Origin of the sequence: Arthrobacter sp. STN4 (genome assembly GCF_024539665.1) — a bacterium.
Taxonomy (GTDB): domain Bacteria; phylum Actinomycetota; class Actinomycetes; order Actinomycetales; family Micrococcaceae; genus Specibacter.
In genome coordinates, this window is record NZ_JAKZGX010000014.1 from 53,627 (window position 1) to 66,473 (window position 12,847).

At 66.6% G+C, this 12,847-nt stretch carries 8 protein-coding genes; 1 reads left to right on the forward strand and 7 read right to left on the reverse strand.

Going from position 1 to position 12,847, the window contains the following annotated elements:
* Positions 1–8: 8 nt before the first annotated feature.
* The 6 genes from uvrA to MMF96_RS11695 all read right to left on the reverse strand — a co-directional run bounded on the left by uvrA (position 9) and on the right by MMF96_RS11695 (position 8,775).
* On the reverse strand, positions 9–2,897 hold the full coding sequence (gene uvrA / locus MMF96_RS11670; RefSeq protein ID WP_176617190.1) for an excinuclease ABC subunit UvrA: 2,889 nt from the start codon (positions 2,895–2,897) through the stop codon (positions 9–11).
* Positions 2,898–3,030: 133 nt separating this feature from the next.
* Positions 3,031–3,414 (reverse strand): GntR family transcriptional regulator, encoded by a 384-nt coding sequence (locus tag MMF96_RS11675; RefSeq protein WP_176617218.1) that lies wholly within the window; start codon positions 3,412–3,414, stop codon positions 3,031–3,033.
* A gap of 5 nt (positions 3,415–3,419) precedes the next feature.
* Entirely contained in the window at positions 3,420–5,351 is a 1,932-nt protein-coding gene (locus MMF96_RS11680) for an ABC transporter ATP-binding protein (protein ID WP_176617191.1), read from the reverse strand.
* On the reverse strand, positions 5,348–7,090 hold the full coding sequence (locus tag MMF96_RS11685; protein ID WP_176617192.1) for an ABC transporter ATP-binding protein: 1,743 nt from the start codon (positions 7,088–7,090) through the stop codon (positions 5,348–5,350). Before MMF96_RS11685 ends, MMF96_RS11680 begins: the two co-directional genes overlap by 4 nt.
* A gap of 161 nt (positions 7,091–7,251) precedes the next feature.
* Complete coding sequence (locus MMF96_RS11690) at positions 7,252–7,950, reverse strand: PIG-L deacetylase family protein (RefSeq protein WP_218063129.1); 699 nt, start codon at positions 7,948–7,950, stop codon at positions 7,252–7,254.
* Between the two features lie 12 nt (positions 7,951–7,962).
* Entirely contained in the window at positions 7,963–8,775 is an 813-nt protein-coding gene (locus tag MMF96_RS11695) for a trans-aconitate 2-methyltransferase (RefSeq protein ID WP_256883632.1), read from the reverse strand.
* A 43-nt stretch (positions 8,776–8,818) separates the two neighbouring features.
* Here MMF96_RS11695 and MMF96_RS11700 point away from each other — a divergent pair, with 43 nt between their 5' ends.
* Positions 8,819–11,359 carry an RNA helicase gene (locus MMF96_RS11700; protein ID WP_256883633.1) on the forward strand — a complete coding sequence of 847 codons (2,541 nt, stop codon included), beginning with the start codon at positions 8,819–8,821 and terminating at the stop codon, positions 11,357–11,359.
* Here the strand turns inward: MMF96_RS11700 and MMF96_RS11705 are convergent.
* Positions 11,346–12,719 carry an MFS transporter gene (locus MMF96_RS11705; protein ID WP_176617195.1) on the reverse strand — a complete coding sequence of 458 codons (1,374 nt, stop codon included), beginning with the start codon at positions 12,717–12,719 and terminating at the stop codon, positions 11,346–11,348. The two genes, MMF96_RS11700 and MMF96_RS11705, sit on opposite strands and share 14 nt — an antisense overlap.
* Positions 12,720–12,847 lie beyond the last annotated feature (128 nt).

Genomic DNA, 12,847 nt, shown 5'->3' on the forward strand with positions numbered 1-12,847 from the left:
GCCGGCCGTCAGCCGGCCAGTGCCTCCCGCAGGAACGTCGCAGTGTAGCTTTCGGTGCTCTTGGCCACCTTCTCCGGGGTGCCCTGGGCCACCAGCTGGCCGCCGCCGGTGCCGCCGTCCGGGCCCAGGTCCACGATCCAGTCGGCACTCTTGATGACGTCCAGGTTGTGTTCAATCACGATCACCGTGTTGCCCTTGTCCACCAGGCCCTGCAGGACCAGCAGCAGCTTGCGGATGTCCTCGAAGTGCAGACCCGTGGTCGGCTCGTCCAGGACGTAGATGCTGCGCCCGTTGGAGCGCTTTTGCAGTTCCGCGGCCAGCTTCACGCGCTGCGCTTCCCCGCCGGAGAGCGTCGTGGAGGCCTGGCCCAGGCGGACGTAGCCGAGCCCCACGTCGACCAGGGTGCGCAGGTGCCGGGCGATGGGGGTGAACGCGGCGAAGAACTCCGCGCCCTCCTCAATGGGCATGTTTAGCACGTCGGCGATGGACTTGCCCTTGTAGTGGACCTCCAGGGTCTCCCTGTTGTAGCGGGCCCCGTGGCACACCTCGCAGGGGACGTAGACGTCCGGCAGGAAGTTCATTTCGATCTTCAGCGTGCCGTCGCCGGCGCAGGCCTCGCAGCGCCCGCCCTTGACGTTGAAGGAGAAGCGGCCCGGCTGGTAGCCGCGGACCTTGGCTTCGTTGGTTTCGGCGAACAGCTTGCGGATGTTGTCAAAGACGCCGGTGTACGTGGCGGGGTTGGAGCGCGGGGTACGGCCAATGGGGCTCTGGTCGACATGGACCACCTTGTCCAGGTGCTCCAGTCCGTCCACGCGCAGGTGGCGCCCGGCCACCTGCTTGGCGCCGTTGAGCTTGTTCGCAAGGACCTTGTACAGGATCTCATTGACCAGGGTGGACTTGCCGGAACCGCTGACGCCGGTGACGGCCGTCATGACGCCCAGGGGAAAGGCGACGTCGAGGTTTCGGAGGTTGTTTTCGCGGGCGCCCACCACCTTCAGCTGGCGTGCCTTGTCGTGTTTACGCCGCTTGGCCGGCACCGGGATGTTCTTGCGCCCGGAGAGGTAGTCCCCCGTCAGCGACCCGGTGTTTTCCAGCAGTCCCGCCACGGAGCCGGAGTGGACCACACGGCCGCCGTGCTCGCCGGCCCCGGGGCCGATGTCCACGATCCAGTCGGCCTCGTTGATGGTGTCCTCGTCGTGTTCGACCACAATGAGCGTGTTGCCCAGGTCCCGCAGCCGCGTCAACGTCTCGATGAGCCGCCGGTTGTCGCGTTGGTGCAGCCCGATGGACGGTTCGTCAAGCACATACAGCACGCCGACCAGGCCGGATCCGATCTGGGTGGCCAGCCGGATGCGCTGGGCCTCGCCGCCGGAGAGGGTGGCGGAAGCCCGCTCCAGGTTCAGGTACTCCAGACCCACGTCGAGCAGGAACTTCAGCCGGGCCTGGATCTCCTTCAGGACCTGGCTGGCGATTTGTGCCTCGCGGCCCGTCAGCACCAGGGTGGAGAGGAATTCGAAGCAGTCGCGCATGGACAGGGCGCAGGTCTCGGCGATGGACTTGCCGTTGATCAACACGGACAGCGACGCCGGGTTCAGCCGGGCACCGCCACAGGCCGGGCACGGAATCTGGCGCATGTACTCTTCGTAGCGGTCGCGGGCGGAGTCCGACTCCGTCTCCTGGTGCTTGCGCTGGATGTACTGCACGGCGCCCTCAAAGCCGGTGCTGTACTTGCGTTCGCGGCCAAAGCGGTTCCGGTACTGGACCACCACCTTGTGGTCCTTGCCGTAGAGGATGGCCTGGCGGGATTCGGTGCTGAGCTTGTTCCAGGAGTCCTCGAGGGAGAAGCCCAGCTCATCGGCGAGCCCTTCCAGGAGCCGGTTCCAGTATTCGGTGGTGGCCGTGCCCAGCGACCACGGGGCGATGGCGCCTTCGCGCAGCGAGAGGTAGGGGTTGGGGACCACCAGTTCCTCGTCCACCTCCAGCTTGGTGCCGATGCCGCTGCAGGCGCTGCAGGCGCCGAACGGGTTGTTGAAGGAAAAGGAGCGCGGCTCAATTTCGTCAATGGCCAGGGGGTGTTCGTTGGGGCAGGCGAGGTTCTCCGAGAATTGCCGCACGCGCCCGTCCTCGGACTCCCCGAGGTCCACCAGCTCGGCCAGGACCCGGCCCTCGGCCAGGCCGAGCGCCGTTTCGACGGAGTCGGTGAGTCGCTGGCGGATCCCGTCCTTGACCACCAGCCGGTCCACCACCACCTCGATGGTGTGCTTGAAGGTCTTCTTCAGCTGGGGCGGGTCGGAGAGCTGGACCTGCACGCCGTCCACCTTGGCGCGCGAATAGCCCTTTGCCGTCAGCTCGCGGAACAGCTCCACAAACTCACCCTTGCGGTCGCGCACCACGGGGGCCAGCACCTGGAAGCGGGTGCCCTCGGGCATTTCCAGCAGCTGGTCCACGATCTGCTGGGGTGTCTGCTTGGTGATGGGCTCGCCGCACACGGGGCAGTGCGGGATGCCCACGCGCGCCCACAGCAGGCGCATGTAGTCATAAATTTCGGTGATGGTGCCGACGGTGGAGCGCGGATTTTTTGACGTCGACTTTTGGTCGATGGACACGGCCGGGGACAGGCCCTCGATGAAATCCACATCCGGTTTGTCCACCTGGCCCAGGAACTGCCGGGCGTAGGCGGAGAGGGATTCCACGTAGCGGCGCTGGCCCTCGGCGAAGATGGTGTCAAAGGCCAGGGAGGACTTGCCGGAGCCGGACAGGCCGGTAAAGACGATCATGGCGTCACGCGGCAGGTCCAGGTCGACGTTGCGCAGGTTGTGTTCCCGGGCGCCCTTCACCACGAGGCGGGAGAGGTCGGGACGCTTGATTTCCGGGGTCACGGTGGCAGGCTGGTACATTGTTTCCTTCGCTTTTCGCGGCGTCCGGACAGGTGTCGGCAACGCGGTGCTGCGGTGGCACCACGTAACAGTATAGTCGAATCTTCGTTCGAACAAGGCTTCTCGAACAGGCTTTCCGGCGACGCCTTTGCGACTAGTGCCGGGAGCCGCGCTCCAGCGCGGCAATGACAATCGCCAGGGCCTTGGGGCCGGGGATGCCGAGGTCACGCACGACGCCGGCATAGGCCTCCGCCGCTTCCGCCGCCTTGGCGCCGAGCACGTCCCCGCCGGAGGCGATGGCGGTGCCGCTGCGGCCGGCCGTCACCACGATGCCGGCCTGTTCGAGCTCGCGGTACGAACGGGCCACGGTGTTGGCCGCCACCCCGAGGATCGTGGCGAGCGAGCGCACCGACGGCAGCCTGGCACCGACGGCCAGGGCGCCGGAGGCGGCCAGGTCCAGGATGCGCATCCTGATCTGTTCATAGGGCGGCACCGAGGAGGTGGTGTCCAGTTTCCACTTGCGCACAATGGCGTCCATGGCGTTCACGCCGTGCCCACTTCCTCCACCAGGGGATCGCCAAATTGTGACATGTACAAATCGTAGTAGAAGGTGTGCTGCTCCAGCAGTTGTTCGTGCGTGCCCTGCTCGATGATGCGCCCGTCGTTCATGACCAGGATGAGGTCCGCGTCGCGGATGGTGGACAGCCGGTGGGCGATCACAAAGCTGGTCCGGCCCTTGCGCAGGCGGTTCATGGCCTGGCGGATCAGCACCTCGGTGCGGGTGTCCACGGAACTGGTGGCCTCGTCCAGGATCAGGATTCCGGGGTTGGCGATCCAGGCCCGGGCAATCGTCATCAGCTGCCGCTGCCCCTGGCTCAGGCCGCCGCCGTCGTCCGTGAGAACGGTGTCATAGCCGTCCGGGAGGGAGCGGACAAAGTGGTCCACGTGCGTGGCCTCCGCGGCGGCGGTGATCTCCGCCTCCGTTGCGTCGAGCTTGCCATACGCCAGGTTTTCGCGGATGGTCCCGCCAAAAAGCCAGGCGTCCTGGAGCACCATGCCGAACTTGCGGCGCAGCTCATCGCGGGTGAGTTCTGCGGTGTTGACGCCGTCAATGCTGATCCGCCCGGAATCAATCTCATAGAAGCGCATGAGCAGGTTGACCAGCGTGGTCTTGCCGGCGCCCGTCGGCCCGACGATGGCCACGGTCTCCCCCGGCTCCGCCGCCAGGGAGAGGTCGCGGATGAGGGGTTCGTCCGGCTTGTAGCTGAAGTTGACATGGTCAAAGACCACCCGGCCTGCCACGACCGGCAGGGTGGCGGCCGGGACGTGGTCCGGGCGCTGCTCCGGCGCGTCGATCAGCTCAAAGACGCGCTCGGCCGAGGCCACGCCGGACTGGAGCAGGTTGATCATGCTGCCGATCTGCGCCATGGGTTGGCTGAACTGGCGGGAGTACTGGATGAACGCCTGGACGCTGCCGATCGTGATGACCCCGGAGGCCACCTGGATGCCGCCGAGCACCGCCACCACCACGTAATTGAGGTTGGAGACAAAGTTCATGCTGGGCATGATGATGCCGGAGATGAACTGGGCCTTGGCGCTGGAGGTGTACAGCTCGTCGTTGGAGACCTGGAACTTTTCAATGGCCGCTTCCTGCCGGCCGAACGCCTTGACGATCTCATGGCCCGTGAACATCTCCTCCACGTGGCCGTTGAGGTCGCCGGTGGACTTCCACTGCACCATGAACTGCACACGGGACCGCTTGGCAATCACCACGGTCAGGCCGGCGATGAGGGGCACTGTCACGAGGGAAATGACGGCCAGCAGCGGGGAGATGGAGAACATCATGCCCAGCACGCCCACCACCGTCAGCCCGGCGATGAGCAGCTGCGTCAGGGTCTGGTTGAGCGTCTGGGAAAAGTTGTCAATGTCGTTGGTGACCCGGGACAGCACGTCGCCGCGGGACTCCTGCTGGAAGTGGGACATCGGCAGGCGGTCCAGCTTGTCCTCGATCTGGCGGCGCAGCCGGTACATGGCGCGCTGGACAATGCCCGTGGTGATGTAGCCCTGGGACCAGTTGAAGAAAAAGGCGGCAATGTACAGGGCCAGGACGATGAGCAGCACGGCGCCCAGGGCGTTCAGGTCCAGGCCCTGGCCGGGCACCACGTTCATGCCCGAGAGCATGTCCGCCAGCTGGCCCTGCCCCGCCGCGCGCAACGCAGCCACGGCCTGGTCCTTGGTGGTGCCTTTCGGGAAGCGGTCAAGCATTTGGCCCACCACGCCGTTGAAAATGATGTCGGTGGCGTGGCCGAGCACCTTGGGCGCCACGACGGACAGGCCCACGGACACCGCCGCCAGCACCACCACCCACACCATCCGCAGCCGGTCCACCGCGAGCAGGCGCAGGATGCGCTTGAGGCTGGGCCCGAAGGCCATGGGCTTTTGCGGCGGTGCGCCCCGGCCCCTCATCATGCTCATGCCGCGGTCTCCCTGTCTTCATCGGTCAGCTGCGAGGTGACAATTTCCTGGTACGTGGGGCAGCTTTCCAGCAGCTCCCCATGCGTTCCCTGCCCCACGAGCTTCCCTTCATCCAGGACCAGGATGTTGTCCGCATGCCGGATGGTGCCCACCCGCTGCGCCACCACCAGCACGGCGGCGTGGGTGGTGACCGGCTTCAGGGCCGCGCGCAGTTTCGCGTCCGTGGCGTAGTCCAGGGCGGAGAAGCTGTCATCAAAGACGTACAGCGACGGTTTGCTGACGATGGCCCGGGCAATGCACAGGCGCTGGCGCTGGCCGCCGGAGAAGTTGCCGCCCCCTTGTTCGACGGCTGCATCCAGCCCGTCCGGCAGGGACCGGACAAACTCGGCGGCCTGGGCCACCTCGAGGGCCGCCCACAGTTCCCCATCGGTGGCGTCCGGCCCGCCCATGCGCAGGTTCGTGGCCACGGTGCCGCGGAACAGGTAGGCCTTTTGCGGGACGAGGCCGATGGCGCTGCGCAGGGATTGCAGCGTCACGGCGCGGATGTCGTGCCCGCCCAGGACAATGCTGCCTTCCGTGGCATCAAGGAGCCGCGGTATGAGGTTCACCAACGTCGATTTGCCGCTGCCCGTGGAGCCGATGACCGCCGTCGTGGTGCCCGGGGCCGCGTCAAAGCTGACGCCGGAGAGCACGGGGTCCTCTGCGCCGGGGTACTTGAACGTGGCACCGCGGACCGAGAGCCGGCCCTCGAGCCGGGCCACGGCCAGCGCACCAGGGGTGTCCACCACGGAGGGACGGGTGTCCAGGACCTCCTGGATGCGTTCGGCGGAGACGGCGGCACGCGGGATCATCATGAACATGAACATGGCCATCATGACTGCCATGAGGATCTGCATGATGTAGCTCAGGAACGCCGTCAGCGCACCGATCTGCATGTGCCCGGCGTCGATCCGCTGGCCGCCAAACCACAGCACGCCCACGCTGGTGACGTTGACGACGAAGAAGATGGTGGGGAACATCAGGGACAGCAGCCGGCCGGCGCGCAGCTGCGATGCCGTCAGGGCGCCGTTGGCGGTGGCAAAGCGGCCGGCCTCGTAGTCGCGGCGCACAAAGGCCCGGATGACGCTGATGCCGGTGATCTGTTCGCGCAGCACGCCGTTGATGTCGTCCAGCTGGTGCTGGACCTTGCGGAAGGTGGGGACCAGCACCCGCACAATCAGCCCGATCGCCACGACCAGGACCGGCAGGATGACCAGCAGCAGCCCGGACAGCGGCACGTCCTGCTTCATGGCAAGGATGATCCCGCCGATGCACATGATGGGAGCGGTGACCATCAGCGTGAAGGACATCAGCGTCAGCATCTGCACCTGCTGGACGTCATTGGTGGTGCGCGTGATCAGTGACGGGGTGCCGATGGCGCCCATTTCCTGGGCGGAAAACGTCTCGACCGTGGTGAACAGGTCACGGCGCACAGCCCGGCCCACACCCATGGCCAGCCGGGCGCTGAGAAAGGTGGCCGTGATGGCGCACAACACCTGCCCGGCCGTGATCAGCAGCATCCACCCGCCCAGGCCGAATATGACGCCGATGTTGCCCTTGACCACGCCGTTGTCAATGATGTCCGCATTCAGCGTGGGCAGGTAGAGGGTTCCCAGGGTGGACAGGAACTGCAGCACCACCACTGAAATGAGTGGAACCTTGTGCGGCGCCAGGTTTCGCGCAATCAACCGGTACAGCACGTTTCCTCCTCGGGGTGCCGGCGGCGGACGCACAGAAGAACACCTTGATAAAAAGCTACTCCTGCCCCGTGCGAGTTGTCAGGGCTGTTTTCTCTGGGCTGATTCCCCCCTTCGCGGAGGGGCCGGCCGGGGAGGTGCCGCGCCCGTGGCCGGCCGTACTGCTAGCCGTACAGTTCGAACCGCACCGCCCCGCCCTGGACCACCATCTCCACCTGCCGCCGTGCCTGCTCCCCCGCCGGCTCCGGACTGAGCGCCTTGAGGTATTCGGCGTGTTCGGCCAGGGAGGCCACGGCCCGTTCAATGCTGCTGGCGCTGACCGGCTGCGCATGGGTGGGCCGCGGCGAGCTGATGGCCACGCGGGCAGCCCTGTGCCGGGCCAGTCCCTCGGCCAGCAGTTCCGGGAAGATCCATTCGTTGTCGGCGTCGGACACGGCGTCGAGCACGCTGCGGCCCAGGGCACGGTGGTCGGCGCTGTTCCAGCGGCCCGGGCCCCATTCGTCGCGGTGGTTGAGCGTGAGCACCAGTTCGGGCTTCACGCGGCGGATGTGCCCCGCAATCTCGCGCCGCAGCACCAGGCTTTCCTGGACCCTGCCGTCGGGGTGGTCCAGGAACGCCAGGCTGGCCACGCCCACGCGCTGGCAGGCGTTTTGCTGCTCCTGCACCCGCAGCGGGCCGGCCTGTTCCGGGGGCAGCCCGGCGATGCCCGCCTCGCCGTGCGTGGCCAGCAGGTAGTGGACCTCCCGGCCGCCTGCCGTCCATTCCGCCACGGCGGCCGCCATGCCATATTCGGGGTCGTCGGGGTGGGCCACCACCACCAGTGCCGTCTGCCAGTCCTGCGGAAACGCCTCCAGCTCAGCCATGTCGGGTCCCTTTCATCGTTTTTGTCCCACCACAAAAATCCGCCGGAACGGGAAGATGGTGCCGAACTCCGCCGCCGGGTAGGCCTGGTCCAGCAGCGCTGAGTATTCGGCTTCAAACGCTTCCCCCTCCGCATGCCCGAGTGCCTGGAGCACGGGGCGCAGCCCGGTGCCCCGGACCCAGTCCAGGACGGGGTGGTCGCCGGGCAGCAGCTGGCTGTAGGTGGTTTCCCAGACATCGGCCCGCGCCCCGCCGCGCAGCAGCAGTTCGTGGTACTCCCCCGGCTCCCCGACGGTGTCGGCGTGCCGCAACACCCCGTCAAGCTGCTTGCGCCAACGGACCGAACCGGCCACCTCGCGCATCAGGGCGTGCGACGGCGAGTTGAAGTTCCCGGGCACCTGGACACCCAGCCACGCCCCTGAGGCCAGGGCGCCGAGCCACCCCGAGATGAGTCCCTGGTGCCCCGGCACCCACTGGAGCGCGGCGTTGGAGACAACCACGTCGGTGCCGGGCCCCGGGGCCCACTGCCCAATGTCGCCCAGCGCAAAGGCGAGGTTTGCCGGATGCCTGTTGCCGGCGTCGTGCCCGGTCCCGCCGCCCTGCGCGGCCGCCACCATCTCCGGCGAGCTGTCCAGGCCCTGCACGCTGGCCCCGGGCCAGCGGCGGGCCAGGGTGGCGGTCAGGTTCCCGGGCCCGCAGCCCAGGTCCACCACGTGCCGCGGTGCGTCCGCCGTGATGCGGGCGGTGAGGTCGAAGAACGGGCGGTTGCGGAAGTCGCCGAATTCCACATACTTGGCCGGATCCCAGGCAAGCTGCTTTGTTCCCATGGCGTTATCCTGCCACAGCACCCGCCCGTAGACTGGGGGAACCATGAACCTTCTTGAACAGCTCTCCGGCCTTGACCCCCAAATATCCAGCGACGACGACGTCCTGGAGGCCTTTTTGGAATGGACCATGGACCGGGGCCTGGAGCTCTACCCGGCCCAGGAGGACGCCGCCATCGAGCTGGTCAGCGGCAACAACGTGATCCTCTCGACCCCCACCGGATCCGGCAAGTCCCTCGTGGCCATCGCCGCACACTTCAACGCCATGGCCCGCGGCGCCTCCAGCTACTACACCGCCCCCATCAAGGCACTCGTCTCGGAAAAATTCTTCGCCCTGTGCGAGGTCTTCGGGGCCGAGAACGTGGGCATGGTCACGGGCGACTCCTCCGTGAACCAGGACGCGCCGATCGTGTGCTGCACGGCGGAAATCCTGGCCAACATTGCGCTGCGCGAAGGCGAACACGCCGACGTGGGCGTGGTCATCATGGACGAGTTCCACTACTACTCCGACCCGCAGCGCGGCTGGGCCTGGCAGGTGCCGCTGCTGGAGCTGCCGCAGTCGCAGTTCCTGCTCATGAGCGCCACCCTGGGCGATGTCAGCCGCTTCGAGCGCGAGCTCACGGAGCTGACCCGCCGGACCACCACCACCGTCTCCTCCGCCGTGCGCCCCATCCCGCTGCACTACTACTACGTGACCACCGGTGTCCACGAGACGCTCGAGGAACTGCTGGCCACCAAGCAGGTCCCCGTCTACGTGGTGCACTTCAGCCAGGCCGAGGCCATCGACCGCGCCCAGAACCTGATGAGCATCAACGTCTGCACGCGGGAGGAAAAGGACAGGATCGCCGAACTGGTCGCCGGCTTCCGCTTTTCCGCCGGCTTCGGCAAGACGCTCAACCGGCTGGTGCGCCACGGGATCGGCGTCCACCACGCCGGCATGCTGCCCAAGTACCGCCGGCTCGTGGAGCAGCTCGCACAGGCGGGGCTGCCGAAGGTCATCTGTGGCACGGACACCCTGGGCGTGGGCATCAACGTGCCCATCCGCACCGTGCTGCTGACGGCCCTGAGCAAGTACGACGGCGTGCGCACCCGCGTTTTGCAGGTGCGTGAGTTCCAGCAGATTGCCGGGCGGGCCGGGCGGGCCGGCTACGACACGGCCGGCACCGTGATGGTCCAGGCCCCGGAGCACGTCATCGAAAACACCAAGGCCATGGCCAAGGCCGTGGCAAAGTTTGGTGACGACGCGAGGAAGCTGCGCCAGGTGGTGAAGAAAAAGCCCCAACAGGGGTTTGTCAGCTGGGGCGAGCCCACGTTCATCCGGCTTAGCGAATCCGTGCCGGAACCGCTGACCTCCAGCTTCACCATCACGCACGCCATGCTGCTGAACCTGCTGGAGCGCCCGGGCGACCCCTTCCAGGCGGCCCGGAAGCTGCTCACTGAAAACCACGAGTCCCCCGCCGCCCAGCGCAAGCTGATCCGCAAGGCCCTGGGCATCTACCGCGAGCTGCTTGGCGCAGGCATCGTGGAGCGCATCCCGGAGGACGAGCTGGAGGCTGACGGGCGCACCGTGCGGCTCACCACCCACCTGCAGATGAACTTTGCCCTGAACCAGCCGCTCTCGCCCTTCGCCCTGGCCGCGCTGGAGCTGCTGGACCCCGTATCGCCCAGCTACGCCCTCGATGTCATTTCCGTCATTGAATCGACCCTGGAGAAGCCGCGCCAGATCCTCAGCGCCCAGCTCAAGCGTGAGCGGACCGAGAAGGTGGCCGCCATGAAGGCCGAAGGCATCGAGTACGACGAGCGCATGGCGATCCTCGACGAGGTCACGTACCCCATGCCGCTGGCAGAGATGCTGTTCGGCGCCTTTGAGGTGTACCGCAAGGCCGCGCCGTGGGTGGGTGACTTTGAGCTCAGCCCCAAGTCGATCATCCGCGACCTGTACGAGCGGGCCATGAACTTTGGCGAATACGTCCAGTACTACTCGCTGGCCCGCTCCGAAGGCATTGTGCTGCGCTACCTCACCGACGCCTACAAGGCCCTGCGCCAGACCGTCCCGCAGGACGCGCTGCGCGAGGACCTGGAGGACATCATCTCCTGGCTCGGCGAGCTGGTCCGGCAGGTGGACTCCAGCCTGCTCGATGAATGGGAGAAGATGACCGGCGGCGAGCCGGAGGAGGCGCTGGCGGCAGAATTTGCCGTGCCCCCCGTGCCGCCGAAGCTGACGGACAACCACCGCGCCTTCCGGGTCATGGTGCGCAATGAGATGTTCCGCCGCGTCGAGCTCGCCGCCGACGACGACTTTGAGGCGCTGGGCGAGCTCGACGGCGGGCACGGCTGGGACGCCGACCGCTGGGCCGACGCCCTGGACGCCTACTGGGATGAACACGAATACATCGAGTCCGGCCCGGCCGCCCGCGGTCCGGCGCTGCTGCAGATCACCGAAGGCCCGGAGCAGTGGACGGTGCGCCAGGTGCTGGCCGACCCGGACGGAAACCATGACTGGTCCATGACGGCCACGGTGGACCTTGCAGCGTCGAACGGGGCGGGTGCCGCGGTCGTGGCGCTGGCGGACTTCAGCCGGATGTAGCCTTCCGGTCCGTCCCCACCTTCCCCACGCGTGGCGTGTAAGTGCCCGAGTCGGCAATGTCCGACTTGGAGTGGTCCTTCAGGCCCAGCGAGGCCGCAATGGTGATCAGGGCCGAGACGAGCATGTACACGGAGACCGCATAGCCGGTGCCGAAGTTGTGCAGCAGGACGGTGGCAATCAAGGCTGCCGGACCGCCGGCCACAATGGAGGCCAGCTGGTAGCCGAGCCCGGCACCGGTGTACCGCAGCTCGGTGGGGAAGTTTTCGGCGATGATGGACGCCTGCGGGCCGTACTGCATGGCGTGCGGCACCAGTGCCACGGACAAGGCGATGAACACCAGCCAGGCCACGCCGCTGTCCAGCAGGCCGAAGTAGACAAAGCCCCAGACGCCAGTGATGGCAGCGCCGAGCTGGTAGATCCGCAGCCGGTTCTTCTTGTCGGAGAGGTGCCCGAAGTAGGGCACGAAGAACAGTTCCAGCGCCGCCGCCACCATGGTGCCGATCAGGACGAAGTTGTAGCTGTAGTGGTGGTCCTTGTTGGTCAGGTAGGACAGCACAAAGGCGGTCACAATGTAGAACGGCATCTGTTCGGACATGCGCAGCAGCGCCGAAAGCACGATCTCCTTCGGGTACCGCCGGATGACCTCCAGAACGGGGGCCTTCCGGGTCTTGTTGGTCCTGACCACCTCGGCGAACATGGGCGTTTCCATGATCTTGATCCTGATGTAGAGGCCGATCGCCACCAGCACCAGGCTGAGCAGGAACGGGATGCGCCAGCCCCAGGCGATGAACGCGTCGGTGCCCATGATGCCGTTGAAGATCGCCATGAGCCCGGTGGAGAGGATGATGCCGATGGCCACGCCGAGCTGGGGCCAGCTGGCCATGAGCCCGCGGCGCTTTTGGTTGCCCCACTCCATGGAGAGCAGGATGGAGCCGCCCCACTCGCCGCCGACGGCAATGCCCTGCAGGACGCGCAGCAGGATCAGGATGGCCGGTGCGGCGTCGCCCCAGGAGCCCGCCCCGGGAAGGACGCCGATGAGCGCCGTGGACAGCCCCATCATCAGCAGTGTGGTGATCAGCATCGCCTTGCGCCCGATCCGGTCACCCCAGTGCCCGAAGATCGCGGCACCGATGGGCCGGGCCACGAAGCCCACAAAGTAGGAGGCAAAGGAGGCGATCAGGCCCAGGTAGGGCGACATGTGCGGGAAGAACACGTGTGGAAACACGAGGGCTGCCGCCGCACCGTAAAGGAAGTAGTCGTACCATTCGATGGTAGTACCGATGGTGCTGGCGATGGCCGCCTTGCGCACCTGGCTCTTGTTTCCGGGGCTGCTTGCAGCAGCCGAATTTCCCGTGGCCATGGTTGTCCCGCTTTCAATGGTTGAATGCCTAGACGGTTGTTCCCCCACTTCCTGTCCTATGGAATGGATGTGTGTCTTGTCAAGGGTTCGTGCAGGATTCCTGCACGGCAGCTGTGCATTCCCGGCCC

What these genes read in the sequence shown, in the direction of transcription:
- uvrA (WP_176617190.1), bottom strand. Translation starts at nt 2,897, where the DNA reads ATGTACCAGCCTGCCACCGTGACCCCGGAAATCAAGCGTCCCGACCTC.
- MMF96_RS11675 (WP_176617218.1), bottom strand. Translation starts at nt 3,414, where the DNA reads ATGGACGCCATTGTGCGCAAGTGGAAACTGGACACCACCTCCTCGGTG.
- MMF96_RS11680 (WP_176617191.1), bottom strand. Translation starts at nt 5,351, where the DNA reads ATGAGCATGATGAGGGGCCGGGGCGCACCGCCGCAAAAGCCCATGGCC.
- MMF96_RS11690 (WP_218063129.1), bottom strand. Translation starts at nt 7,950, where the DNA reads ATGGCTGAGCTGGAGGCGTTTCCGCAGGACTGGCAGACGGCACTGGTG.
- MMF96_RS11695 (WP_256883632.1), bottom strand. Translation starts at nt 8,775, where the DNA reads ATGGGAACAAAGCAGCTTGCCTGGGATCCGGCCAAGTATGTGGAATTC.
- MMF96_RS11700 (WP_256883633.1), top strand. Translation starts at nt 8,819, where the DNA reads ATGAACCTTCTTGAACAGCTCTCCGGCCTTGACCCCCAAATATCCAGC.
- MMF96_RS11705 (WP_176617195.1), bottom strand. Translation starts at nt 12,719, where the DNA reads ATGGCCACGGGAAATTCGGCTGCTGCAAGCAGCCCCGGAAACAAGAGC.